The 23,505-nt window shown below is 51.9% G+C and carries 27 protein-coding genes and 2 tRNA genes; 27 read left to right on the top strand and 2 right to left on the bottom strand.

Translation table 11 applies throughout. The features are described from left to right. The first annotated feature begins 16 nt into the window (after positions 1 to 16). Positions 17 to 745, top strand: a complete 729-nt coding sequence (locus MUG09_RS15345) for a DUF554 domain-containing protein (protein WP_244772310.1) — start codon at positions 17 to 19, stop codon at positions 743 to 745. On the opposite strand, the gene MUG09_RS15340 is transcribed toward MUG09_RS15345, so the two are convergent. Continuing rightward, the gene (locus MUG09_RS15340; RefSeq protein ID WP_244772309.1) at positions 714 to 1,064 is read right to left on the bottom strand and encodes a helix-turn-helix domain-containing protein; all 351 of its coding nucleotides are present in this window, start codon (positions 1,062 to 1,064) and stop codon (positions 714 to 716) included. The genes MUG09_RS15345 and MUG09_RS15340 overlap by 32 nt on opposite strands. Before the next feature lie 172 nt (positions 1,065 to 1,236). Next, positions 1,237 to 3,750, bottom strand: a complete 2,514-nt coding sequence (locus MUG09_RS15335) for a glycogen/starch/alpha-glucan phosphorylase (RefSeq protein ID WP_244772308.1) — start codon at positions 3,748 to 3,750, stop codon at positions 1,237 to 1,239. A 186-nt stretch (positions 3,751 to 3,936) separates the two neighbouring features. Here MUG09_RS15335 and MUG09_RS15330 point away from each other — a divergent pair. The 26 genes from MUG09_RS15330 (at position 3,937) to rplN (ending at position 23,502) form a co-directional block, all read left to right on the top strand. Then, a tRNA-Thr gene (locus MUG09_RS15330) sits at positions 3,937 to 4,009 on the top strand. Positions 4,010 to 4,074: 65 nt separating this feature from the next. Then, complete coding sequence (rpmG, locus tag MUG09_RS15325; protein ID WP_013608516.1) at positions 4,075 to 4,254, top strand: 50S ribosomal protein L33; 180 nt, start codon at positions 4,075 to 4,077, stop codon at positions 4,252 to 4,254. 24 nt (positions 4,255 to 4,278) lie between these two features. Then, positions 4,279 to 4,352: transfer RNA gene (locus MUG09_RS15320), tRNA-Trp, on the top strand. A gap of 34 nt (positions 4,353 to 4,386) precedes the next feature. Next, positions 4,387 to 4,566, top strand: coding sequence for a preprotein translocase subunit SecE (gene secE / locus MUG09_RS15315; protein WP_244772307.1), 180 nt, complete (start codon positions 4,387 to 4,389; stop codon positions 4,564 to 4,566). Between the two features lie 9 nt (positions 4,567 to 4,575). After that, entirely contained in the window at positions 4,576 to 5,136 is a 561-nt protein-coding gene (gene nusG / locus MUG09_RS15310) for a transcription termination/antitermination protein NusG (RefSeq protein WP_244772306.1), read from the top strand. Positions 5,137 to 5,316: 180 nt separating this feature from the next. After that, on the top strand, positions 5,317 to 5,748 hold the full coding sequence (gene rplK / locus MUG09_RS15305; RefSeq protein ID WP_244772305.1) for a 50S ribosomal protein L11: 432 nt from the start codon (positions 5,317 to 5,319) through the stop codon (positions 5,746 to 5,748). A gap of 1 nt (position 5,749) precedes the next feature. After that, positions 5,750 to 6,439, top strand: a complete 690-nt coding sequence (gene rplA, locus MUG09_RS15300) for a 50S ribosomal protein L1 (RefSeq protein WP_244772304.1) — start codon at positions 5,750 to 5,752, stop codon at positions 6,437 to 6,439. A 15-nt stretch (positions 6,440 to 6,454) separates the two neighbouring features. After that, the gene (rplJ, locus tag MUG09_RS15295) at positions 6,455 to 6,979 is read left to right on the top strand and encodes a 50S ribosomal protein L10 (protein ID WP_244772303.1); all 525 of its coding nucleotides are present in this window, start codon (positions 6,455 to 6,457) and stop codon (positions 6,977 to 6,979) included. A 70-nt stretch (positions 6,980 to 7,049) separates the two neighbouring features. Continuing rightward, on the top strand, positions 7,050 to 7,433 hold the full coding sequence (gene rplL, locus MUG09_RS15290; RefSeq protein WP_244772302.1) for a 50S ribosomal protein L7/L12: 384 nt from the start codon (positions 7,050 to 7,052) through the stop codon (positions 7,431 to 7,433). Between the two features lie 174 nt (positions 7,434 to 7,607). Then, on the top strand, positions 7,608 to 11,126 hold the full coding sequence (gene rpoB / locus MUG09_RS15285; RefSeq protein ID WP_244775398.1) for a DNA-directed RNA polymerase subunit beta: 3,519 nt from the start codon (positions 7,608 to 7,610) through the stop codon (positions 11,124 to 11,126). Positions 11,127 to 11,141: 15 nt separating this feature from the next. Continuing rightward, the gene (rpoC, locus tag MUG09_RS15280) at positions 11,142 to 15,422 is read left to right on the top strand and encodes a DNA-directed RNA polymerase subunit beta' (protein WP_244772301.1); all 4,281 of its coding nucleotides are present in this window, start codon (positions 11,142 to 11,144) and stop codon (positions 15,420 to 15,422) included. 176 nt (positions 15,423 to 15,598) lie between these two features. Next, positions 15,599 to 15,973, top strand: a complete 375-nt coding sequence (gene rpsL, locus MUG09_RS15275; protein ID WP_244772300.1) for a 30S ribosomal protein S12 — start codon at positions 15,599 to 15,601, stop codon at positions 15,971 to 15,973. Positions 15,974 to 15,991: 18 nt separating this feature from the next. Next, the gene (gene rpsG / locus MUG09_RS15270) at positions 15,992 to 16,462 is read left to right on the top strand and encodes a 30S ribosomal protein S7 (protein WP_244772299.1); all 471 of its coding nucleotides are present in this window, start codon (positions 15,992 to 15,994) and stop codon (positions 16,460 to 16,462) included. A gap of 392 nt (positions 16,463 to 16,854) precedes the next feature. Then, entirely contained in the window at positions 16,855 to 18,045 is a 1,191-nt protein-coding gene (gene tuf / locus MUG09_RS15265) for an elongation factor Tu (RefSeq protein ID WP_244772298.1), read from the top strand. Between the two features lie 64 nt (positions 18,046 to 18,109). Continuing rightward, a complete protein-coding gene (gene rpsJ / locus MUG09_RS15260) occupies positions 18,110 to 18,418 on the top strand; it encodes a 30S ribosomal protein S10 (protein ID WP_013608503.1) in 309 nt (102 codons plus the stop codon). Positions 18,419 to 18,435: 17 nt separating this feature from the next. Further along, entirely contained in the window at positions 18,436 to 19,056 is a 621-nt protein-coding gene (gene rplC, locus MUG09_RS15255) for a 50S ribosomal protein L3 (protein ID WP_244772297.1), read from the top strand. Between the two features lie 11 nt (positions 19,057 to 19,067). Beyond that, a complete protein-coding gene (rplD, locus tag MUG09_RS15250) occupies positions 19,068 to 19,697 on the top strand; it encodes a 50S ribosomal protein L4 (protein WP_244772296.1) in 630 nt (209 codons plus the stop codon). Between the two features lie 11 nt (positions 19,698 to 19,708). Further along, complete coding sequence (gene rplW / locus MUG09_RS15245) at positions 19,709 to 20,011, top strand: 50S ribosomal protein L23 (protein ID WP_244772295.1); 303 nt, start codon at positions 19,709 to 19,711, stop codon at positions 20,009 to 20,011. A gap of 14 nt (positions 20,012 to 20,025) precedes the next feature. Next, complete coding sequence (gene rplB, locus MUG09_RS15240; protein ID WP_244772294.1) at positions 20,026 to 20,850, top strand: 50S ribosomal protein L2; 825 nt, start codon at positions 20,026 to 20,028, stop codon at positions 20,848 to 20,850. Between the two features lie 9 nt (positions 20,851 to 20,859). Beyond that, a complete protein-coding gene (gene rpsS, locus MUG09_RS15235; protein ID WP_013608498.1) occupies positions 20,860 to 21,132 on the top strand; it encodes a 30S ribosomal protein S19 in 273 nt (90 codons plus the stop codon). A 17-nt stretch (positions 21,133 to 21,149) separates the two neighbouring features. After that, the gene (gene rplV / locus MUG09_RS15230; RefSeq protein WP_041380836.1) at positions 21,150 to 21,512 is read left to right on the top strand and encodes a 50S ribosomal protein L22; all 363 of its coding nucleotides are present in this window, start codon (positions 21,150 to 21,152) and stop codon (positions 21,510 to 21,512) included. After that, the gene (gene rpsC / locus MUG09_RS15225; protein WP_244772293.1) at positions 21,513 to 22,220 is read left to right on the top strand and encodes a 30S ribosomal protein S3; all 708 of its coding nucleotides are present in this window, start codon (positions 21,513 to 21,515) and stop codon (positions 22,218 to 22,220) included. Between the two features lie 6 nt (positions 22,221 to 22,226). Then, positions 22,227 to 22,643 carry a 50S ribosomal protein L16 gene (gene rplP, locus MUG09_RS15220; RefSeq protein WP_244772292.1) on the top strand — a complete coding sequence of 139 codons (417 nt, stop codon included), beginning with the start codon at positions 22,227 to 22,229 and terminating at the stop codon, positions 22,641 to 22,643. 4 nt (positions 22,644 to 22,647) lie between these two features. Further along, on the top strand, positions 22,648 to 22,854 hold the full coding sequence (rpmC, locus tag MUG09_RS15215; protein ID WP_244772291.1) for a 50S ribosomal protein L29: 207 nt from the start codon (positions 22,648 to 22,650) through the stop codon (positions 22,852 to 22,854). A 15-nt stretch (positions 22,855 to 22,869) separates the two neighbouring features. After that, entirely contained in the window at positions 22,870 to 23,121 is a 252-nt protein-coding gene (rpsQ, locus tag MUG09_RS15210) for a 30S ribosomal protein S17 (RefSeq protein ID WP_013608493.1), read from the top strand. A gap of 15 nt (positions 23,122 to 23,136) precedes the next feature. Next, positions 23,137 to 23,502 (top strand): 50S ribosomal protein L14, encoded by a 366-nt coding sequence (gene rplN / locus MUG09_RS15205; protein ID WP_244772290.1) that lies wholly within the window; start codon positions 23,137 to 23,139, stop codon positions 23,500 to 23,502. Positions 23,503 to 23,505 lie beyond the last annotated feature (3 nt).

Here is a 23,505-nt window from a genome sequence, read left to right as displayed (position 1 = left end):
TATACTCGTTGGCATTATGATTGCTACCTATTTCAACGCCCTCATGGTAATCGTCGGGTCCTTGCTCGGACTCTTGGTGAAGAACAAGCTCAAGGCCTCTTATCAGGAGGTTGTATTTACCTCTTCGGGTTTGGTCACGTTGGTTATCGGTATCTCCATGGCGATGCAGACAGGATCCTACCTGATCCTGTTGTTCTCAGTGGTGATAGGCGGGTTTGTCGGCTATGCCTTGAGAATCGAGGATGGAGTCCTGGCCCTCGGCACATGGATGGAACGACGCCTGTCCAGGGGAAGGGGCAATGCAGAGAGCGCCCGTAATTTTGCCTTGGGTTTTCTCAACGCATCCCTTTTGTTCTGCAGCGGTGCAATGACCGTGGTTGGGTCGATCCAGGCGGGGACCGTGGGCGATTATCAGCTGATTCTTGTCAAGTCGATCATGGATGGGTGCATGGCGATAATATTCAGTGCAGCCTATGGTCCCGGAGTCATGGCCAGTGCCTTGTTCGTACTGTTGTACCAGGGCTTTTTCACCCTTGCCGGAGGTGCCATCGCCCCGGTTCTCGGTGAGGCTGGGATTACCGAACTGGCGGCTGTGGGCGGGGTGCTTCTCATGATGATCGGGTTCGGTTTGCTGGATATCCGCAAGAGCAAGACAGGAAATTTCCTTCCCGCGATGATTATTGCTCCGCTGTTGGCGTTGGCTTCGCCTTTGATCAAGGCTTTCGTTCAAGGGATTGGTTTCTAAGATAGGAAATCAGGGGTCTGAGAATGAATAGCTCCCTCGCCTGAAGGTCGTCGATCCACATCTTGAGCTCTTTTTTGCAAGAGGGGATGTCTTCTGCTGCTTCTTCCTCGTCCAGCAGTTTGTAGTCCAACCCATACTCAAGCTGCTCGATGGTGACACCGGTCTTCTCCGATATCTTGAGCAATACGCTCATAGGCGGACGTCTGTCTGTATGCAGCCAACTGGAGAGTGTGCTACGCTTCACCTCAAGCTGGTTGGCTAAATCAACAACCGTCGGGGCGCTCATCAAAACTTTTACTCTATCCCAGAATTTTGACATGGTATGAATATAGCAGGGGACAGGGTGGAGTGACGAGAATATGTCATTAAAATATGCTATATTTAATAACAAATAAATAAGTATCGAATAGATATGAAAATAATACTACGTAATGTGACGAAAAAATATCACCTCGAGAATCGAGGTGATAATCCTTCGTCACAGACACGCTTTATGTACGCTTTTTTGCATCCTGCAGCGCAGTGTCGTCGCCTGTATCCTTGGCGACAGGGCATGCCTTGATGTTCCAAATGTCGTTGGCATACTCTGCAATGGTTCGGTCGCTGGAGAATTTTCCACTTGAGGCCACATTGAGCGTCGCACGACGATTCCATTCCATGCCATCGGTGGCGTAGAGTTCCCTTGCCGTTCGGTGTGCTTCACTGTACATCCTGAGGTCGGCAAAGTGGTAGTATCGGTCGCCTTCCTCGAAGAGGCTTCTACGAAGCGGTTCAAAGATGTTTGGTTCATTCACATTGAAGTAACCGCTGAACAACAAGTCGATTGCCTTCTTGATCTCCTTATCCGCCATGACGGTGGAGAAGGGATCGTAGGTATGGCTGAGTTTTGCAATCTGCTCTTCGGTGTGACCAAAGATGAACATGTTCTCCTTGCCGACTTCCTCAGCGATTTCCACATTCGCACCGTCCATCGTACCGATGGTCAAAGCACCGTTGCACATGAACTTCATGTTACCGGTTCCCGAAGCCTCTGTTCCCGCTGTGGAAATCTGCTGGCTGAGGTTGGTGGCCGGGATGACGATTTCCGCCATGGATACCCGATAGTTGGGCATGAAGTGAATGGCCAGACGGTCGCGGGTGGCGGGGTCTGCATTGATCACCTTGGCGATGTTGTTGATGAGCTTGATGATCAGCTTTGCATTCACATATCCCGGTGCAGCTTTTCCCCCGAAGAGGAAGGTGGTGCTCTCCATGTTCTTGGTAGCCTCTCCTCCGTTTTTCAAATCGTTGTAGATAATCAGGATATTCAGTGCATTGAGCAGCTGGCGCTTGTACTCGTGGATTCGTTTGACCTGTACGTCAAAGAAGGAGCTTGGGTTGATGATCAAGCCGCTCTCTGCTTTCAGGAAAGCTGCACAACGAACCTTGTTCTCTTCTTTTATCGCCTTGAAGTCCAGAAGGAAATTCTTGTCCTCTGCAAAGGGAGCCAGGTCGGAAATCCTGCTGAAATCGGTGATCCATGCATCGCCGATCGCACTCTTGATCAGATCGGCAAGCTTGGGATTGGAAGCGAGCAGCCACCTTCGTTGGGTGATGCCGTTGGTCTTGTTGTTGAACCGGTCGGGGAAGATCAGGTTGAACTGGGGGAACATCTGCTTCTTCAGCAGTTGTGAGTGCAGAGCTGCCACCCCGTTGGTGCTGTGGCTGCCGATGATGGCAAGGTTGGCCATCCTGACCTGCTTCGGGTTTGACTCTTCAATGACACTGATTTTTCCGAGCATCTGCGGCTGCAACGGGAAATAGGAGACTGCCTGCTGTAAGAAGCGATGGTTGATTTCGTAGATGATCTGCATGTGGCGCGGCAGGATTTTCTGCAGCATGGGAAGCGACCACTTCTCCAAGGCTTCGGGCATGAGGGTGTGGTTTGTATATGCGAGTGTACGGGTTGTGATATCCCAGGCACCGTCCCAATCAAGCAACTCCTCATCGAGAAGAATGCGCATGAGCTCGGGTACTGCAAGGGACGGGTGGGTGTCGTTGAGCTGGATCGCCGCAAAGTCGGGAAGCATCGACCAGCTTTTGTTCTCGCGTTTGAATCGCCGGATGATGTCGGCCAATGAGCAGGCAACGAAGAAGTATTGCTGTTTCAGCCTGAGTTCCTTACCCATATACTGGGTGTCGTTGGGGTAGAGGACCTGGCTGAGGTTTTCCGCCGAAATCTTGGAGCGTACCGCTTCGGTGTAGTCGCCGTCGTTGAACTCATGGAAGTTGAACTCCTCGGGGCTTTTGGCCGACCACAAGCGCAAGGTGTTCACTGTTTTACAACCAAATCCGATGATGGGGGTGTCGTAGGCGATACCTTGTACGATTTCGCTGCCGATCCACTTGAACTGGTCCTTGCCCCGCTCCCGGATGATTTGTACTTCTCCTCCGAACTGTACCGGATAGACTACATCCGGTCGCAGGACTTCCCAAGGGTTTCCGTCTCGAAGCCAGTTGTCAGGTTGTTCCGCCTGCCAGCCGTTTTTGATCTGCTGGCGGAAGATGCCGTAGTTGTAGCGGATGCCGTACCCGTAGGCGGGTATCTCAAGGGTTGCCAGTGAATCGAGAAAACAGGCGGCAAGTCGGCCGAGGCCGCCGTTACCCAGACCTGCATCAGGCTCCACCTCGCTCAACTCCTCGTAGGTATAGCCAAGGGAGGCGAGGGCTTCTCTCACCGGTCCCTCAATTCCCAGGTTGATGATGTTGTTGGTCATGGCACGGCCCATGAGAAATTCGAGTGAGAGATAGTATACGCGCTTGGCGCTCTGCTGTCTCTGTGTTTTGCGGCTGAGGTTCCATTGATGTATGATTCTGTCACGTACAGTAAGGGCAAGGGCGGTATAACGGCCCTCCTGGGTGGTATGGTACATATCGGCGTCCTGGCTGTACTTGAGGTGCTCGGCAAAATCCTGAGCGATGTCCTTGGCAGTATGGCCGTAACGGGTCTTTTGTTGATCCTTCATAGGAACTCCTTGTAATTGGTACAAATAACTCGTATAAACTATATATGATTGAAGATAACTGAGCAACAGGTCCAAGTTTTTCCCTAATGTTGCTGATGTATATTGACAAAAAGAACGCACTCTGGTAAGTTTGCTTCTGCATGTTGCAGGTTGGTATACTCGTGGATGCCCTGTAATATGACCGACGCCCTTGTAGCTCAGTCGGTAGAGCACCACCATGGTAAGGTGGGGGTCAACGGTTCAAATCCGTTCGAGGGCTCTTTTTTTATCCCCTTCCGGTTTAGTAGGATGGGTATGAGGTGAACACTCACCGAGGAGCATGTAATGGGTGAAGCAAAGAAAAAAGGTCCCGTGGAGAAAATTGCTCTCCAGTGCACCGAATGCAAGCAGAAGAACTATACCACCGAAAAGAATCGGAGAAATACTCAAGGAAAGCTTGAGTTGAGCAAGTATTGTCCGTTTGAACGCAAGCACACCTTGCATCGCGAGACAAAGATTAAATAAGGTAGTTTCGATCGAGAAGCGAATAGGCCAATAGCTCCAATTGGTAGAGCGCTGGTCTCCAAAACCGGATGTTGAGGGTTCGAGTCCTTCTTGGCCTGTTGGCTTCTCGATCATTTCCACAAGGAGCCTTTCATGAAGAAGCTTTTAAAGTATTTCAAGGAGTCCCACCAGGAACTGAAGAAAGTTGTCTGGCCCTCCCGTGAAGCTGTCATTTCTTCGACTAAGGTCGTACTTGTTTCTACAGTCATCGTCGCAATATTCCTTGGGTTGGTGGACTTCCTCCTGCTCAAGGGTGTGCTGTTTATTCTGTAAGGCGGCGACATGGCAAAGGGCTGGTACGTAGTACATACTTATTCGGGATACGAACAAAAGATTGAGCGAATCATCAACAAGATGCGCGAGACCGATACGGACTTCGCGCTCGTTTGCACTGATGTGAAGGTCCCTTTCGAGACCGTCGTTGAGGTGAAGGACGGGGTGAGACGCGATGTAAAGCGCAAGATTCTTCCTGGATATATCCTCGTTGAGCTCGACTTGCCCGATCATAGCTGGAAAACCTGGTGTTCCCAGATCAAGCGCATTCAAGGCGTAACCGGTTTTGTCACACCCAATGATAGTGTGAAGCCGCAACCACTGAATGCCGCTGAAGTGAAGAGTCTCTTCCAGAAAACCGGCGATCTTCCTGCTGAAAAGGTCTTTAAACCCAAGCAGTCGTTCTCCATCGGAGAGCAGGTTCGTATTATCGAGGGTCCCTTCGACTCCTTTACCGGAGTCATTGAAGAGGTCAATCTTGAAAAGGCCCGAATGCGGGTCAGTGTCGGAATTTTCGGACGCTCCACTCCGGTTGAGGTGGATTTCCTGCAAGTAGAAAAGATTCTGTAGTCGTCTTCAGGACTGGATGGCTGCACGAGAGTTTTCTGATTTTTTACAACCGAGTCCTTTTGTGTGTGATTACTCCCTCATGTTGCATGAGGTGGGAGCCTGATCGTATGACAGGCGTTAAGACCAGCGCGAAATCGAAAAACCACCCGATGGGTGGGATTGTCGCGTAAGGAGAGAAACATGGCAAAGAAAAAGGTAACTGCAGTCATCAAATTGCAGTGCCCTGCCCAGAAGGCTACGCCGGCACCCCCGATCGGGCCCGCGCTTGGACCTCATGGTGTCAGTGCCCCAAAGTTTGTCCAGGAGTTCAACGATAAGACGAAGAACTACGAAGCTGGACTCATTCTTCCCGTCATCATAACTGTGTATGCCGACAAGAGCTTCACGTTCATCCTGAAGACTCCGCCGGCCGCCGTGCTTATCAAGAAGGCTCTTGGTATCACCAGCGGAAGCGGCAGTCCCAACAAGGTGAAGGTTGGCAGGCTCTCCCAGGCACAGCTGACCGAGATTGCACAGACCAAGCTTGAAGATCTCAATGCAAATGACATTGAGGCTGCCAAGAAGATCGTTGCAGGAACTGCCCGCAGCATGGGCGTAGAGGTGGAGCAGTAAGATGAAACACGGAAAGAATTATCGCGAGACTATCAAGAAAATTGACCGTACCAAGCTCTATACCTTCGAAGAAGCTGCAGCCCTGGTAAAGGACGTTGCATTTGCCAAGTTCGACGAGACCGTTGAGATTTCCGTCAAGCTTACCCTCAAGAAGAGCCAGAGTGTTCGTGATACGGTGGTCCTTCCCAACCAGTTCTCAGCCCAGAAGCGCGTACTTGTTTTCGCCAAGGGAGAGAAGGCTGAAGAAGCCCGCCAGGCCGGTGCCGCATTTGTCGGTGATGACGACCTGATCGAGAAGATTCGCGGCGGTTGGATGGATTTCGATGTGGCTGTCGCCACTCCTGATATGATGAAGGACGTAGGTCGTCTCGGTCCCATCCTTGGTCGCAGAGGCTTGATGCCGAACCCCAAGACCCAGACCGTTACCTTCGACCTGAAGGGAGCTCTTGCAGAGCTTACCAAGGGCCGTGTCGAGTTCCGCTCCGACAAGACCAACGTTATTCACCTTGCAGTTGGAAAGGTTTCCATGGATCCCGACAAAGTAAGTGAAAACGCCAGGTCCGTGGTCAAGGAAATCATCCGCAAGAAGCCTTCCGATGCCAAGGCTGACTTTGTAGTCAGCATCGCCCTTTCCTCCACAATGGGTCCTGGTGTCAGGGTCAATGTGAAGGACCTGACGGCTTCGGTATAAGAGGAGATGCATACTATGGATTACAAGACTCGTATTACCCCCGCCAAGGAAGAGGCCGTCAAGGCATTGAAGGATGAGTTCAGCCAGTATACCGGTTACATCTTCACCGATTACCGCGGAATGACTGTTGAACAGATCACCAAACTGAGAAGAATCCTCATGAAGAAGGACGCTGCATACCGTGTTGTCAAGAACCGGTTTGCAAAGATTGCCTTGACCGAGTTGGACAATCAGGCTGACGATCAGCTGGTTGGCCCGACGGCCATTGCACTTGTCCGCGGTGATGAGGCCAATGTGGTTGCCAAGGAGCTGTTTGCAACTATCAAGGATGGTTCTCCCATCCAGGTCAAGGGCGCAATGCTCGATGGTAAGTTTTTCACTCCTGAAGAGGTCGAGGCTTTCAGCAAGCTCCCGACCAAGCTGGAGTTGATCGCTTCCTTGATGGGGACCATGAAGGCACCGGTGCAGAAGCTGGCAGCAACCTTGCTTGCCTATGTCGAGAGAAATGGCGGTTCTGTTTCCGCCACCGAAGAGAACTGAACACAGTCTTAGTCTTCACAGGTAACCTGCTATGACTGTGCAGACAAAACTTTTACAAGGAGAAGATAATATGGCTACTAAAGAAGAGATTTTGGAATCGATCGCAAGTATGTCCGTCATGGAAGTCGCTGACCTCATCAAGATGATGGAAGAGAAGTTTGGTGTTGTGGCTGCCGCCGCCGCCGTTGCCGCCGGCCCTGTCGCCGAGGTTGCTGCCGCTGTGGAAGAGCCCACTGAATTCAACGTAATCCTCAAGGCTTGTGATCCTACCAAGAAGATTGCAGCAATCAAGGAAGTCCGTGCTATCACCGGCCTCGGCCTCAAGGAAGCAAAGGACCTGGTTGAAGCTGGTGACAAGGTTGTCAAGGAAAGCGTCAGCAAGGCCGATGCAGCATCCCTCAAGGAGAAACTTGAAGCTGCTGGTTGTACTGTTGAAGTTAAGCCCGTTGACTAATCTCGGATTAGGGGACCGGCTGCAAGGCTGGCCCCCTGCTCTCGATTTTTGCAAGAGGGCCAACGCCCGGTTCATTGAGCCACCGGATAGACACCGGTGGCCTGTTGTGTCTTTCGTTTCCCTCTCCTTACGAGGGATGCTGTCTGTTTCTCAATTGACTTTGGAGGGTACATGATGGTTGCCAAAGGCAAATCCATAACACGCACGTACATCGGTTCTGAATTACATGAAGTCTGTGAACTGCCCAACCTTATCGGGATCCAGCTTGATTCCTATGAGAGATTTTTGCAGCTGGAACGCTGTAGGCAGGGCCTGAGTCCAGATTCGTCGTACGGGCTTGAGGAAGTGTTCCAGTCGACATTCCCCATTGACAGCCCCAATGGTGAGATGCGTCTCGCATACAAGGGGTATACGATTGATCTTGATAATATCAAGTTCTCCGAAACGGAGTGCAAGAAAAAAGGTCGGTCCTATAGTGTGCCCATCAAAGTCACAATCAGCCTTGAGTTCTCCAATGGAGAAATGAGGGAGAAAGAGATTTTCTTCGGTGACATTCCGCTGATGACTGACCGTGGCACCTTTATTATCAATGGTGCAGAGCGCGTTGTGGTCAGCCAGATCCACCGCTCCCCAGGTGTAATCTTTTCAGATGAAAAAGATGTCTATTCCTCCAGGATCATCCCCTACCGGGGGTCTTGGCTGGAGTTTGAAATTGATGATAAAAAGCATTTGATCTTCACCAAGATCGACCGCAAGAAGCGTATCCTTGGTACGCTTTTCCTGCGTGCCATCGGATTCGATACACGTGAGAAGATTCTCGAGCAGTTTTATTCTGCCGAAACGGTTGAACTGGTCGATGATGCCGACTTGAAGGCAAGCTTGGAAAACCGCTACCTTTTCAAGGACGTCCATGCACAGGTTGAAGGGACTGAGAAAAAGGTCCTTCGAGCCGGTGACATGCTGCACGCCCATGAAATCGATGAGCTGCTCAAGCTGAATGTACATGAAGTACAGTTGGTCAACCTCCGTGGAGAGGGAACCCTGCACAGTGACATGATTCTCAATTGTTTCGAAATCGAGGATGCAAAGTACACGCGTGAAGGGTACGACGAGCCTACCAAGGAAGATGTTCTTTCTCCGATTTTCTCTGTCTTGATGCCCGGTGAGATGATTGCCATCGAGCGTGCAGAGAAGGACCTTCCTGACATGTTCTTCTCAAATCGCCGCTATGATCTCGGTTCGGTCGGCCGTTACAAGTTCAACAAGAAGTTCGGAACCGGTACCGAAGAGGAAGAGGAGAATGCTTCCACAGACCTGACCGTTCTCACCCCTCAGGATATCGTCAATACGATGGATTTCCTGATCAAGGTATTCATCCGTGAACAGAACGTCGACGATATCGACCATCTGGGCAACAGGCGTGTCCGTTCGGTTGGCGAGCTTCTGCAGAATGCACTGAAGAGTGCTTTCGCCCGCATGGAGCGCATTGCCAAGGAACGCATGAACCTGGAGACCGGTTCTGTCAAGCCGCAGGACCTCATCTCGATCAAGCCGATTGTGGCGGCGATCAAGGAGTTCTTCGGCAGCAGCCAGCTTTCGCAGTTCATGGACCAGGTCAACCCGCTTGCCGAGCTTACCCATAAGAGAAGGCTCAACGCACTCGGACCCGGCGGTCTTTCCCGTGACCGCGCAGGCTTTGAGGTTCGTGACGTCCACTATACCCACTATGGTCGCATCTGTCCCATCGAGACCCCTGAAGGACCGAACATCGGTCTTATCGTCTCGTTGGCCAACTATACCCGCATCAATCAGCATGGCTTTTTGGAGACCCCCTACCGTAAGGTGGTCAATGGTGTGGTCACCAAGCAGTACCGCTACTTGGATGCAAACGATGAGGAGAAATTCTTCATCGCCCAGGCTTCAGCAAAGCTGGATGATGACGGTAATTTCCATGAGAATGAGGTTCCGGTACGCAGAAGTGGCGATTACTCCACCAAGCCGCCTGCCGAAATCAAGTACATGGACGTAGACCCGAAGCAGGTTATCAGTGTTGCAGCCTCCCTCATTCCGTTCCTTGAGCACGACGACGCCAACCGAGCCCTGATGGGTTCGAACATGCAGCGTCAGGCAGTCCCTCTTGTATTCCCCGAAACCCCGCGAGTCGGTACCGGTATGGAAGGCAAGACCGCCTATGACAGCGGTGTGTTGGTGAAGGCCAAGCGTAGTGGTACGGTTACCTATGTAAGTTCCGACCGCGTGGTGATTCAGCCTGATTCTGCAGAGATTCAGGGTCAATTGGACACCTATGAGGTGCAGAAGTACCAGAGAACCAACCAGGATACCTGTTTCAATCAGAAGCCGATTGTTTCGTTCGGCCAGCATGTTGAAGCCGGAGACGTTCTGGCCGATGGTCCTGCAACCCAGAGTGCAGAGCTGGCCCTCGGACGCAATATTCTCGTCGGCTTCGTTCCCTGGAACGGATACAACTATGAGGACGCCGTTCTCATCAGTGAGCGCGTTGTAAAGGACGATATTTTCACTTCCGTCCACATCAAGGAGTTCACTACCGATATCCGTGAGACCAAGCTCGGTCCTGAGAAGCTTACCCGTGATATCCCCAACACCAGCGAGAAAATGCTCGAGCAGCTTGATGAGGATGGTATCGTACGTATTGGAACCGCAGTCCGCCCGGGCTCGATTCTGGTTGGTAAGGTAACTCCCAAGAGTGAAAGTGATACCACGCCCGAGTTCAAGTTGCTCAACTCGATTTTCGGTGAGAAGGCAAAAGAGGTTCGTGACACCTCCCTGAAGGTTCCCCATGGAACCGAGGGTACGGTTATCGACATCCAGCGCTTGAAGCGAAGCAACAATGATGAGCTTCCCCCCGGTGTCGAGGAGACGGTGAAGGTCCTCATTGCTACCAAGCGCAAGCTCAGGCAGGGTGACAAGATGGCAGGACGACACGGTAACAAGGGTGTAGTCAGCCGCATTCTCGCAGAGGAAGATATGCCGTACATGGCCGATGGTACTCCGCTTGATGTCTGTTTGAACCCGCTTGGCGTTCCGTCCCGAATGAACATCGGACAGCTGATGGAGACCCAGCTGGGCTGGGCTGCAGTCAAGCTTGACAAGTGGTATTCCACTCCGGTATTCCAGAGCGCCACGATGGCACAGATCGAGGAGAAGATGCGTGAGGCAGGGCTTCCCGAGAACTCCAAGACTGTTCTGTACAACGGTCTGACCGGTGTTCCTTTTGTGAATCCTGTATTCTGCGGATATATCTACTATCTGAAGTTGCACCACCTGGTGGATGACAAGATGCATGCACGTTCAACCGGTCCCTACTCACTGGTAACCCAGCAGCCGCTCGGCGGTAAGGCTCAGTTCGGTGGTCAGAGACTTGGTGAGATGGAAATGTGGGCCCTTGAGGCGTACGGCGCTGCCAACACGCTGCAGGAGCTCTTGACCATCAAGAGTGACGACATGAACGGACGTGTCAAGATTTATGAGAGTATCGTCAAGGGTGAACCCGCCACTACAGCAGGAATGCCCGAGGCATTCAATGTGTTGGTTCAGGAGATCCGTGGCTTGGCTCTGGATATGTCTGTGTATGACTCCAAGGGTCGGCAGGTGCCCCTTACCGAACGTGATGAAGAGTTGATCGCCAAGCAGTCGAAAGGCTCCCTCAACTAACCAGGAGAAGTACGGATGAAAGAAATTCAAGATTTCGATAGCATCATGATAAAGCTGGCTTCGCCGGAGCAGATCAAGGATTGGTCCTACGGCGAGGTGAAGAAGCCGGAGACGATCAACTACCGCACCCTCCGTCCGGAGCGCGATGGTCTCTTCTGCGAGAAGATTTTCGGTACCACCAAGGAGTGGGAGTGCTACTGCGGCAAATTCAAGTCGATCCGTTACAAGGGTGTGATTTGTGACCGCTGTGGTGTTGAGGTGACCAATACAAAGGTACGCCGTGAACGCATGGGTCACATCACCCTGGCGGCCCCCGTTTCCCACATCTGGTACTATCGTTCGGTTCCCAGCCGCATGAGCATGCTGCTCGATATTACACGCAACTCCCTGCAGAGCATTCTTTACTATGAGAAATATGTAGTGATCAATGCAGGGGATACCAACCTGAAGGGCAAGCAGTTGCTTTCCGAGGAAGAGTATTGGCAGGCACGCGAGCAATACGGCGACTCGTTTGAGGCGGGCATGGGTGCTGAAGCGGTGCGCAAGCTCCTGGTCAATCTCGACCTCGAGGAGCTCTCCCGCGAACTTCGCGAGCAGATGCGCCTCAAGGGCGACAAGGCCGACAAGCGCCTGCTCAAGCGCATCGAGGTGTGTGAGAACTTCCGCGACAGCGGCAACCGCCCTGAGTGGATGATTCTCACCGTCATTCCTGTCATTCCCCCCGATCTCCGACCCATGGTCCAGCTCGATGGCGGCAGGTTTGCCACCAGCGATCTCAATGACCTGTATCGTCGTGTGATCAACCGAAACAATCGTCTTGACCGTTTGGTCAAGCTCAATGCCCCGGACATCATCATCCGCAACGAGAAGCGAATGCTTCAGGAAGCGGTGGATGCCCTTTTTGACAACTCGAAGCGCAAGCGTGTGGTCAAGGGTGCGAGCAACAGGCCCTTGAAGAGTCTCTCCGACATGCTGAAAGGCAAACAGGGGCGTTTCCGACAGAACTTGCTTGGAAAGCGCGTCGATTACTCCGGTCGTTCGGTTATCGTCGTCGGTCCCGAGCTCAGGATGCATCAGTGCGGTCTTCCCTCGAAGATGGCCCTTGAGTTGTACAAGCCTTTCATCATGAAGAAGCTTGTGCAGGATGGCGTGGTCTACAACATCAAGAAGGCAAAGAGCCTGGTTGAGGAAGAGACTGATGCTGTATGGTCCATTCTTGATGAAGTAGTCAAGGAGCATCCGGTGCTGCTCAACCGTGCACCTACGCTTCACCGACTCGGTATCCAGGCTTTCGATCCCGTTCTCGTCGATGGAAAGGCAATCAAGTTGCATCCATTGGTATGTCATGCCTACAACGCTGACTTCGACGGAGACCAGATGGCAGTCCACGTACCGTTGACGCATGCCGCCCAGCTGGAATGCTGGACGCTGATGCTCAGCGTTACCAACCTGCTCGACCCTGCCAACGGCAAGCCGATTGTATATCCTTCACAGGACATGGTCCTCGGTATCAACTACCTGACCCGTGACATGAAGGGTGCCGCCGGTGAAGGCAAGTACTTTGACAACATCGGTGAGTTGGAGATGGCACTTGACAGTGGTCTGCTCTCGTATAATGCAAAGATTCGATATAAACTTGAGAATGGTACCAAGATTGAGACCACTCCCGGTCGAATTCTTTTCAATGCCGTCCTTCCCAAGAGTGTTCCGTTCCAGAACGCAACTCTTGGCGACAAGGAACTGAAGGCTTTGATCGGCGACACCTTGAAGGCAAATGACAACTCCATCGCCGTTGAGATGCTCGACTCCATCAAGGATGTCGGTTATAAGTATGCAACGCTTTTTGGTGCTACCATCGGCCTGTCGGACATGATTGTTCCTGTTGCAAAACAGGAGCTTGTCAGCAAGGCGAACAACGAGCAGCAGAGAATCCTCGAGCAGTATCGTCAGGGGCATATCACCCAGGAAGAACGGTACAACAGGGTCATCGAGGTCTGGACCCAGACCAATGACCAGCTTACCGATGCCTTGATGAGCGAGTTGCGAGTAAGCCAGAACGGCTTCAACCCGCTGTTCCTCATGGCTGACTCCGGTGCCCGAGGATCGAAGACCCAGATCAGGCAGCTTGGTGGTATGCGTGGTTTGATGGCAAAGCCGTCCGGCGACGTCATCGAGTTCCCCATCAAGTCGAACTTCAAGGAAGGTCTTTCGATCATCGAGTTCTTCATCTCCACCAACGGTGCCCGTAAGGGTCTGTCCGATACCGCACTCAAGACCGCAGAGGCAGGGTACCTTACCCGCCGTCTGGTTGACATCAGCCAGGATGTCGTCATCAATGAGGATGACTGCCACACGATCAACGGTATTTGGAGAGGGGCCCTCAAGGATGGCGATGAAATCGTTGAATCGCTCTCCGAACGCATCGTCGGACGCTGTCCCGTCGAGGATGTATTGCATCCCTTCTCCAGACAGGTCATTGCACATGCAAACGTTGAAATCGACGAGGCTACTGCACTTAAGGTCGAAGAAGCCGGTATCGAGAAAGTGCTGCTGAAGACTGTGCTTACCTGTGAAGCAAAGCATGGTGTATGCCGTAAGTGCTATGGCCGCAACCTTGCTACCAACCGGCCCGTAGTCATCGGTGAAGCAGTCGGCATCATAGCCGCCCAGTCAATCGGGCAGCCGGGTACCCAGCTTACGATGCGTACGTTCCACGTTGGTGGTACTGCCTCGACGAGCGCCGAAGAGAACAAGCTTACCTTCAACTATCCTGTACTTATCGGCAACATCACCGGAACCAGGGTTGTTCGTGAGAGCGATTCGGTCAATGTGTTCACCCGTAAGGGCCATATTGAATACTTCCGTGTCAATGCTGTCATTGATGAGGGCAGTTACGACAAGTTATTGGTTGAGGATGGCTCGATTGTAGCGAAGGGAACTCCGTTGTACCTCAAGAAGGGCAAGGAAGTGACCAGTGAAGAGAACGGCTCTGTGAAGGTAGTGGATTCGAAGGTCTACCTTGTCGGTCACTCAACCAGCCAGGTCGTCAAGACAGGTTCCGAGCTCTTGGTTGAGAGCGGCAGGTTTGTGGATGCGAAGACTCCCATTGTCTCCTTCGACCCGTTCAGTGAGCCCGTATTGGCAGAAGTAGGCGGTTACGTCAACTTCGTCGATATCAAGCTGGGAACCACCTTGATCGAGGAAGTGAACGAAGAAACCGGTAATATCGAGAAGAAGATTACCGAACACAGCTTGGAGTCCCTCCAGCCCCGCATCGAGATTACGAGTGCAGAGCATGGAAAGGGCGATGTGCTCGCAGCATACCTGCTGCCAGGCGGTTCGTATCTGCAGATCAAGGACAACACCAAGGTCTTCAAGGGTACCATTTTGGCCAAGTTGCTGAAGGAAGGTATCAAGACCAAGGATATCACCGGTGGTCTCCCCCGTGTCGGCGAGCTCTTCGAGGCTCGAAGGCCCCGCAATGCTGCAATTCTTGCCCAGGTCGCCGGCTTGGTCAGTTTTGCTTCGATCGTCAAGGGCAAACGAACCATCGTGGTTACCGATCCCTACGGGCATGAGTACAAGCACATGGTACCGATGGGACGAAACCTTCTGGTGCGCGATGGAGACTCGGTGGAAGCCGCCGAGGCGCTGTGTGACGGTTCTGTAGATCCGCACGACATTCTGGACATCCTTGGGGAGAATGCATTGCAGTCCTTCCTGGTGGACGAGGTTCAGGAGGTCTATCGAATGCAGGGCGTTCAGATCAACGACAAGCACCTTGGTGTTATCGTCAGACAGATGCTCCGCAAGGTCGAGGTTGTCCATGTCGGTGACACCAACCTGATTCATGGGCAGCAGGTGGATAAGTATCGGTTCTTCGAGGAAAATGATCGGGTAATTACCGAAGGCGGTGAGCCTGCTGTTGCACGGCCGTTGCTGCTCGGTATCACTCGTGCGTCCTTGAGCATCGACTCCTTCATCAGTGCAGCCTCCTTCCAGGAGACGACCAAGGTCTTGACAAACGCAGCAATTGCTGGTAGTAAAGATGAGTTGCGCGGTCTGAAAGAGAACGTCATCATCGGCCACCTTATTCCTGCCGGAACCGGCATGAAGAAGTACCGGGACGTAAAACTCAAGGACGAGGAGTTGCTCGCACTGCAGCAGAAAGTTGATGCGGTCAAGGAATCCAGGCGCCAAGAGATGATTGATGACGATGATTTCGACGTCGAAGATTTGGCAGACATGAAATCCGTAGGTGATACCGTGGATGTGGACGATTCTGACGAGGAATGATGGATGCGCCTGTCGGCGTATCCTGAAGCCTGGGAAGGTTCGTGTAAAAAACCACACCATTGTGTCCATGCTGGGTACGGATTTTACATACGAGGTGCTGCCCGTAGGGGCGGCACAGATCCCCGCTTTTGTGAGAGGCGGTGGATCAAAGAAAGAAAAGGGAGTGTGTCTACAAGATGCCTACTATTAATCAGCTGATCAGAAAGGGGAGGACGAGCGTCCGCAACAAGACCAAGTCCCCAGCCCTTGAAGGTTGTCCCCAGAAGCGTGGTGTTTGCACCAGGGTCATGACCGTCACCCCGAGGAAGCCGAACTCTGCTCTGAGAAAGGTCGCACGTGTGCGCCTCTCCAACGGTATTGAAGTTACCGCGTACATCCCCGGTATCGGCCACAACCTGCAGGAGCACTCTGTTGTTCTTCTGCGTGGAGGAAGGGTCAAGGACCTTCCCGGTGTCCGCTATCACATTGTTCGCGGTGCCAAGGATACCCTCGGTGTTGCAGATCGGAAGAGAAGTCGCTCCAAGTATGGTGCGAAGAGACCCAAGGCTTGATAAGGGAGGAGATAGAATATGTCAAGAAGAACTACTGCTCCCGTCAGGGAAGTGTTGCCCGATCCCGTTTATGGGAGTGTCATTGTTGAGAAGTTCATCTGCCGCATGATGGTGGATGGCAAGAAGTCCATCAGCACCAGGATCATCTACCAGGCTATGGCAAGCCTTGGAGAGAAGACTGGAGAGAAGCCGTTGGACGTGTTTCTCAAAGCCTTGGAAAATGTGAAGCCTGTTGTAGAGGTAAAGAGCCGCCGTGTCGGTGGTGCCACCTACCAGGTTCCCGTCGAGATTCGTGACAATCGCCGTGAGGCGCTTGCAATGCGCTGGATTATCGCAGCCGCCCGCAACCGCAATGGTCGCAGCATGGCTGAGAAGCTTGGTGCCGAGCTCCTTGATGCCTTCCAGAATACCGGTTCCGCCTTCAAGAAGAAGGAAGACACCCACAGGATGGCAGAGGCGAACAAGGCCTTCAGTCACTACCGTTGGTAGTCCTGTACATAAAAAAATCCGGCTTTTTCAAAAGAAAAGCCGGTTTTTTTTGTATCTGTATATAATTAAAGAGTATTGCTTGACATAAAAACAGCTTTCGCATATAGTGCTTAAGGTGTCCGTATAGCTATGCCTATGCGGTGCTATGAAGAGCCAAACCGATTATTGCAGAAGCAATGATAAGGTGGTTTCAGTCAGTAAGAAGTTTTTTTTAAAACTTATACTATGTCGTCAGGATGGATTCTCCAGGCCTGAGGACCTCTGGAATCCTCTTATGTTTTGTTTCCAAGTAATTAGTTTGTCTCAAGCGGAATGGTAAAGGCTTTGGGCCTTTATGAGCACATATTAATTATTTTTTGTGACAGTCAATGGAACGTCACAAGGAGGAAATGATGGCAAAAGAGAAATTTCAGAGGAACAAGCCACACGTAAACGTAGGAACCATCGGTCACGTCGACCATGGTAAGACTACCCTTACCGCTGCTATCACCATGCATTGCGCTAAGCTGTTCGGCGATAAGGCCCTTGGTTACGATGCGATTGACAACGCCCCTGAAGAAAAAGAGCGTGGTATTACCATTAACACCAGACACGTTGAGTATCAGTCCACCAACAGGCACTATGCTCACGTTGACTGCCCGGGTCACGCTGACTACATCAAGAACATGATCACCGGTGCTGCGCAGATGGACGGCGCCATCATCGTCGTTGCAGCAACTGACGGTGCAATGGCTCAGACCAAGGAGCACATCCTGCTCGCTCGCCAGGTTGGTGTACCCTGCCTCGTTGTATTCATCAACAAGTGCGACCAGGTTGACGATCCTGAATTGATCGACCTTGTCGAGGAAGAGATGCGCGATCTGCTTCGTGCACAGGGATTCGATGGCGACAACGCTCCTGTCATCCGCGGCAGCGCTTACGAAGCCATGACCCAGCCGGACAATCCTGAAGCAACCAAGTGCCTCGACGACCTGCTCGAAGCAATGGACACCTACATTCCGCTTCCGGAGCGCGCTGTAGACCAGCCCTTCCTGATGCCGATTGAGGACATTTTCTCCATCTCCGGTCGTGGTACCGTTGTTACCGGTCGTATCGAACGCGGTATCATCAAGGTGAACGATCCCGCTTCCATCGTCGGTATCAAGGAAACCCGTGACACCGTCGTAACCGGCGTTGAGATGTTCAACAAGCTGCTCGACGAAGGTCAGGCTGGTGATAACGTTGGTTTGCTGCTTCGCGGCGTTGACAAGAAGGACGTTGTTCGCGGCCAGGTTCTGGCAAAGCCCAAGTCCATCCAGCCCCACGCCAAGTTCACCGGTACCGTATACGTGTTGAGCAAGGACGAAGGCGGACGTCACTCTCCGTTCTTCGGCGGCTATCGCCCGCAGTTCTATTTCCGCACCACTGACATCACCGGTACCGTAAACCTGCCCGAAGGCAAGCAGATGGTACTGCCTGGTGACCACACTGAGATTATCGTTGAACTGATTCACCCGATCGCTATGGACAAGGGTCTCCGCTTCGCTATTCGTGAAGGTGGTAGGACTGTTGCTTCCGGTCAAGTAACCGAGATTATCGACTGAGTTCATTGACGAATGTCTTGCCATCATCGGCTGATGATGGCAAGGCCCGTTTTTTGGAGGAAATATGGCTAAAGAAAGAATTCGAGTAAGGTTGAGAGGCTTTGATATTGAGCTGGTTGAACAGAGCTCAAAAGCAATCGTTGAAACTGTCGTCAGGGCTGGTGCCACGGTGTCAGGTCCTGTTCCTCTCCCGACTCGTATTAACAAGTACACTGTCCTGAGATCGCCCTTTGTCAATAAAAAATCTCGCGAACAGTTCGAGATGAGAACCCACAAAAGGTTGATTGACATATTGGATCCTACATCAAAAGTCATGGATGCCCTCATGAAGCTTGAGCTCCCTGCCGGTGTGGATGTAGAGATTAAACAGTAAGAGAGTTGAGGTAAGAGATGTTAGGGCTTATCGGCAAAAAAGTTGGAATGACACAGGTGTTTGATGCGCAAGGCAGGCTCACACCAGTGACTGTAATAAAAATTGAGGGCAATGTTGTTGTCGGGGAACGTACTGACGAAAAGCACGGATATAGTGCTGCCGTCCTGGGTTCCGTCGACAAGAAGAAAAGCACTATCACCAAGCCTTATGCTGGCCAGTTCACCGATGTGTGTGAGCCGAAGCAGCATTTGATCGAGTTCCGTGATTATGATAAGGAACTCACGGTCGGCGAGGTGTTGGGCGTGGATATATTCAAGGACGCCACTTTTGTGGATGTCACCGGGACTACGAAAGGTAAGGGTTATGCCGGCGGTATGAAGCGTCACGGCTTCTCTGGCGGTCGCGCAACCCACGGTTCCAAGTTCCACCGCGATATCGGTGGTACTGCAATGTCATCCACCCCTGCTCGCACGTTCAAGGGTCACCGAATGGCTGGCCACATGGGTAATGAGAGGATGACGGTTCAGAACCTGAAAGTCGTCCGTGTCGATGAAGAGATGCAGGTCCTTATGGTTAAGGGTGCTATCCCTGGCCCCGCCCAGAGTGTCGTCATCGTCAAGAAAGCGATTAAGAAGTAGGGGCGAGATATATGGAAACGAAAGTCTTTTCAATTGACGGCAGTGAAGTCAGAAGCATTGAGTTGAATGATCAAGTGTTCAACAGAGAAGTGAGTGACGGATCCATTTATTATGCCGTAAACAACGAGCTTGCAAACCGCCGCGTCGGTACTGCATGCACGAAGACCCGCGCTGAGGTCCATTACAGCAACGTAAAACCATACAAACAGAAGGGAACCGGTAACGCACGTGCTGGTGACAAGAAGTCTCCCGTCTGGGTTGGTGGTGGTACGATTTTCGGACCCAAGCCGCGTGATTATAGCTACACCCTTCCCAAGAAGATGAAGAGGCTTGCAATGAAAAGCCTGCTTTCTTTGGGAGTCAAGGAGGACCGCCTCGTAGTAGTTGAGGATTTCTCCATTGATAGTGGCAAGACCAAGGATTTGGACCTGATCATCAAGAATTTCGTCAAGGATGCGTCAAGAACCATCTTGATTCTGAAGGACGACGATGAGATGGTACGCCGCGCTGCGAGGAACATTCCCTACCTGCGTGTTCTCTCATACAACAGGCTTTCCGCCAAGGAACTGCTGTATGGAAGAAAGCTCTTGGTTCTGGAAGGTGCCGCTAAAAATCTCAACGATTTCTACGGCGACAAATAAGGGGACCGGAAATGAGAGCAGACCAAATTATTATTGAACCCGTTCTGAGCGAGAAGACAAACATTGCTCGCGAAGGCGAAACGAAAAGGTACACGTTCAAGGTCCGCATGGACAGCAATAAATTCCAGATCAAGGCTGCTGTAAAGGAGCTGTTTGGAGTTGAGGTTGCCGATTGCAACGTGATGATTGTAAAGGGCAAGCCTAAGTATTCCCGCGGTAAGGGTGGCAGCATCCTTGGTAACACCGGTGATTGGAAGAAGGCTGTCGTAACCTTGGCCAAGGGTGCATCCATCCAGGCCATCGAAGGCGTATAAGGAGAAGTTGGAAAATGGCTCTAAAAACTTACAAGCCCAATACTCCCGGCCTTCGCCAGAAGACCACTTTGGTCTTCAGCGAGCTGACTGCCAGCAAGCCTGAGAAGTCCTTGACCGTTGGCCTTAGCAAAAAGGCTGGTCGGGATACCTTCGGGCGCATCAGTGTTCGCCGTAGAGGCGGTGGCCATAAGCGTGCATATCGTATCATCGATTTCAAGCGCGACAAGTACGGTATTCCCGGAACTGTCAAGACTATCGAGTACGATCCGAACCGCAGCGCAAACATTGCCTTGGTATTCTATGCCGACGGCGAGAAGCGCTACATGATTGCTCCGAAGGGACTGACCGTAGGAACCACTGTTGTTTCCGGTCCTGATGCTTCGATCCAGAGCGGCAATGCCCTTCCGTTGAAGAAAGTGCCCCTCGGGTTGATGGTTCACAACGTTGAGCTCACTCTCGGCCGCGGTGGACAGCTTGTCCGTTCTGCCGGTCTTGGTGCAACCGTTGTTGCCAAGGAAGGGGACTATGTCACCCTCCGCCTCCCCTCCGGTGAAATGCGCATGGTGTTTGGTGAATGCTACGCTACCCTCGGGCAGCTCGGCAATGAAGACCATATGAACGTCAGCCTCGGAAAGGCCGGTGCAAGCCGTCATCTCGGAAGAAGGCCAAAGGTTCGCGGTGTTGCAATGAACCCGATTGATCACCCGCATGGTGGTGGTGAAGGTAAGACTGCAGCTGGACGCAACCCTGTTACCCCGTGGGGTAAGCCGACCAAGGGTGGCAAGACTCGTTCCAAGAAGAAGCCTTCCGGTGCCTTTATTGTGAAGAAGCGGAAGTAGGAGTAGAAAGTGGCTAGATCAATCAAAAAAGGTCCTTTTATTGAGAAGAAGTTGTATAAGAGGATTCAGGAGTCTCTCAAGACTAATCAGAAGCAGATGATCAAGACTTATTCCCGCTGTTCAACGATCATCCCTGAAATGGTGGGATTCACGATTTCCGTGTACAACGGAAAGACTTGGATTCCTGTATTTGTGACGGAGAACCTGGTAGGGCACAAGCTCGGTGAATTTTCACCCACCAGAATCTTCCGCGGGCACGCATCCGACAAGAAGGTTGGTTAATCGCAATGGGTACTAATATGGAAGAAAAGAAAGGTTACTCAGCAACTGCAAAGTATCTGATGGTATCTCCTTCCAAGGTTCGCCCCGTCGCCAATCTTGTGAGGAATAAGTCCTATGTGGAGGCTGTTGCAATTCTCGAGGCTATGCCCCAGAAGGGATCAAACCTGATCCTGAAGGTTTTGCAATCCGCTTGTGCAAATGCTCTTGATCAGAACAAGAAGATCGATGAAGAGAATCTTGTGATCATGGAGTTGCAGGTTAACGAGGGTCCGAGGCTCAAGAGAGTCTGGCCGAGATCCCATGGAAGACGGGATATTCTGCTTAAGAGGATGTCACACATTACCGTCGTCGTTGACGAAAAAGCAAGCGTGAGGAAATAAATGGGCCAGAAAGTTAATCCTATTGGACTCCGTCTTGGAGTCAACAAGACCTGGAAGTCCAAATGGTATGTGGACCCCAGGGAGTATGCAGAAACCCTGCATGAAGATCTGAAGCTGAGAAAGGCTTTGGTTGAATGCCCGGAAGTTCAGGGTGCTGAAATTTCGGATGTGGAAATCATCCGCAAGCCTCAGCGCATCACGATCGTAATCACCACCAGTCGCCCCGGCATCATTATCGGAAGCAAGGGCGCCAACGTTGAGAAGCTTGGTGCACGTCTGCAGAAGCTTTCCAACAAGAAGGTGCAGATTAAGATCAAGGAGATCAAGAAGCCCGAGGCGGACGCCCAGTTGATCGCCATGAACGTTGCCAAGCAGCTCGTCTCCCGCGGTTCATTCCGCAGAGCTATGAAGACTGCTGTTTCCAAGGCAATCCAGAGTGGAGCTCAGGGTGTGAAGATCAGGCTCAGCGGTCGTATCGGTGGTGCAGAAATTGCACGCTCCGAGTGGATGAAGGAAGGCCGTGTTCCTCTTCATACGCTTCGCAGCGACATCGACTATGGTTTTACTACTGCAAATACAACCTTTGGTGTCATTGGTGTCAAGGTTTGGGTATTCAATGGTGAGATCTACGATCGTGCAATCAAAGAGGACGCCGGCGGGTTGGTAAGAAAGCCCAGCAAGAGCGAAAGCCTTGAGGCAAGGAGTTAGTAGGCCATGCTTAGTCCAAAGAGAGTAAAATATAGAAAGAAGCAGCGTGGCACCACCGATGGTGTTGCACATCGCGGTATTACGATTGCTTTTGGTGAGTTTGCCCTGTTGGCTCTCGAGCCGAAGTGGATTACAAACCGCCAGATCGAGGCAGCTCGTATTGCGATGACCCGTCATATCAAGCGCGGTGGTAAGGTATGGATCAGGATTTTCCCTGATATGCCCTACACCAAGAAGCCCGCTGAAACCCGTCAGGGTAATGGTAAGGGTGCCCCCGAAGGGTGGGTGGCTGTGGTAAAGACCGGTGCTGTCATGTTTGAAATGGGTGGCGTTACCGAAGAGTTGGCTCGTGAAGCATTGACGCTTGCAGCGTCCAAGCTTCCGATTAAGACGAAGTTTGTCGCCAGAAGGGAAGTGGAGTAAGATTATGAAAAATTCATATAATGATTTAACCCTTGACGAGCTGGCTGCCAAGAAGGAAAAGCTGCACAAAGAGTATTTTGACCTTCGCATGGGAAGAGTGCTCGGGCATGTGGAAAATCCGCTTGCTGTTCGCACCATCAGGCGGAATATCGCTCGTGTGAATACCCGCATTCGCGAATATGAACTCGGAATCCGGAAAGCGGCAAAGTAAGGGAGAGCGATTCAGATGGAAGCTAACAAGAAAAGTTTTACCGGCCAGGTGGTCAGTGACAAGATGGACAAGACTATCGTCGTGGCCATCTCCTCCAGAAGACTGCATCCCCTGTATAAGAAGTATGTGACCACCACCAAGAAAGTGAAGGCACATGATGAACGGAACGAGGCCAATATCGGCGACACCGTACGTGTTGTTGAAAGCCGCCACATCAGCAAAGATAAGTGCTGGCGTCTCGTGCAGATCGTCGAGCGCGCTCGCTAATAGGAGAGAGACGATATGGTACAGATGCAGACGTATTTGAATGTTGCGGACAACAGTGGTGCCAAGCAGGTGCAGTGCATCAAGGTGCTTGGCGGCAGCCACCGGTATGTTGCAGGAATTGGCGATATTATTGTAGTTGCTGTTAAAAATGCCCTGCCCCACGGCGCCATCAAGAAAGGTGACGTCATGAAGGCGGTCATTGTTCGAACGAAGAAGGAATACCGCCGACCTGACGGTACCTATATCAGGTTCGATGACAACGCGTGCGTTATCATTGATGCCAACAATAACCCGCGCGGCAAGCGTATCTTCGGGCCCGTAGCTAGAGAGCTGCGTGACAAGTACATGAAGATCGTTTCACTCGCGCCGGAAGTGTTGTAGGAG

The sequence above is a fragment of the Sphaerochaeta associata genome (assembly GCF_022869165.1).
GTDB lineage: Bacteria > Spirochaetota > Spirochaetia > Sphaerochaetales > Sphaerochaetaceae > Sphaerochaeta > Sphaerochaeta associata.
This window is presented reverse-complemented; position numbering and strand designations above follow the sequence as displayed.

Bases quoted from the DNA above. Each gene is read 5' to 3' on its own strand.
- rplB (WP_244772294.1), top strand. From the start codon at position 20,026: ATGGCTCTAAAAACTTACAAGCCCAATACTCCCGGCCTTCGCCAGAAG.
- secE (WP_244772307.1), top strand. From the start codon at position 4,387: ATGAAGAAGCTTTTAAAGTATTTCAAGGAGTCCCACCAGGAACTGAAG.
- rpoC (WP_244772301.1), top strand. From the start codon at position 11,142: ATGAAAGAAATTCAAGATTTCGATAGCATCATGATAAAGCTGGCTTCG.
- rplP (WP_244772292.1), top strand. From the start codon at position 22,227: ATGCTTAGTCCAAAGAGAGTAAAATATAGAAAGAAGCAGCGTGGCACC.
- rpoB (WP_244775398.1), top strand. From the start codon at position 7,608: ATGGTTGCCAAAGGCAAATCCATAACACGCACGTACATCGGTTCTGAA.
- rpsC (WP_244772293.1), top strand. From the start codon at position 21,513: ATGGGCCAGAAAGTTAATCCTATTGGACTCCGTCTTGGAGTCAACAAG.
- tuf (WP_244772298.1), top strand. From the start codon at position 16,855: ATGGCAAAAGAGAAATTTCAGAGGAACAAGCCACACGTAAACGTAGGA.
- rpmC (WP_244772291.1), top strand. From the start codon at position 22,648: ATGAAAAATTCATATAATGATTTAACCCTTGACGAGCTGGCTGCCAAG.
- rpsL (WP_244772300.1), top strand. From the start codon at position 15,599: ATGCCTACTATTAATCAGCTGATCAGAAAGGGGAGGACGAGCGTCCGC.
- rplA (WP_244772304.1), top strand. From the start codon at position 5,750: ATGAAACACGGAAAGAATTATCGCGAGACTATCAAGAAAATTGACCGT.
- rplL (WP_244772302.1), top strand. From the start codon at position 7,050: ATGGCTACTAAAGAAGAGATTTTGGAATCGATCGCAAGTATGTCCGTC.
- rplK (WP_244772305.1), top strand. From the start codon at position 5,317: ATGGCAAAGAAAAAGGTAACTGCAGTCATCAAATTGCAGTGCCCTGCC.
- MUG09_RS15340 (WP_244772309.1), bottom strand. From the start codon at position 1,064: ATGTCAAAATTCTGGGATAGAGTAAAAGTTTTGATGAGCGCCCCGACG.
- MUG09_RS15335 (WP_244772308.1), bottom strand. From the start codon at position 3,750: ATGAAGGATCAACAAAAGACCCGTTACGGCCATACTGCCAAGGACATC.
- rpsG (WP_244772299.1), top strand. From the start codon at position 15,992: ATGTCAAGAAGAACTACTGCTCCCGTCAGGGAAGTGTTGCCCGATCCC.
- rplJ (WP_244772303.1), top strand. From the start codon at position 6,455: ATGGATTACAAGACTCGTATTACCCCCGCCAAGGAAGAGGCCGTCAAG.
- rplV (WP_041380836.1), top strand. From the start codon at position 21,150: ATGGAAGAAAAGAAAGGTTACTCAGCAACTGCAAAGTATCTGATGGTA.
- rpsJ (WP_013608503.1), top strand. From the start codon at position 18,110: ATGGCTAAAGAAAGAATTCGAGTAAGGTTGAGAGGCTTTGATATTGAG.
- rplD (WP_244772296.1), top strand. From the start codon at position 19,068: ATGGAAACGAAAGTCTTTTCAATTGACGGCAGTGAAGTCAGAAGCATT.
- rpmG (WP_013608516.1), top strand. From the start codon at position 4,075: ATGGGTGAAGCAAAGAAAAAAGGTCCCGTGGAGAAAATTGCTCTCCAG.
- rplN (WP_244772290.1), top strand. From the start codon at position 23,137: ATGGTACAGATGCAGACGTATTTGAATGTTGCGGACAACAGTGGTGCC.
- MUG09_RS15345 (WP_244772310.1), top strand. From the start codon at position 17: ATGATTGCTACCTATTTCAACGCCCTCATGGTAATCGTCGGGTCCTTG.
- nusG (WP_244772306.1), top strand. From the start codon at position 4,576: ATGGCAAAGGGCTGGTACGTAGTACATACTTATTCGGGATACGAACAA.
- rplW (WP_244772295.1), top strand. From the start codon at position 19,709: ATGAGAGCAGACCAAATTATTATTGAACCCGTTCTGAGCGAGAAGACA.
- rplC (WP_244772297.1), top strand. From the start codon at position 18,436: ATGTTAGGGCTTATCGGCAAAAAAGTTGGAATGACACAGGTGTTTGAT.
- rpsQ (WP_013608493.1), top strand. From the start codon at position 22,870: ATGGAAGCTAACAAGAAAAGTTTTACCGGCCAGGTGGTCAGTGACAAG.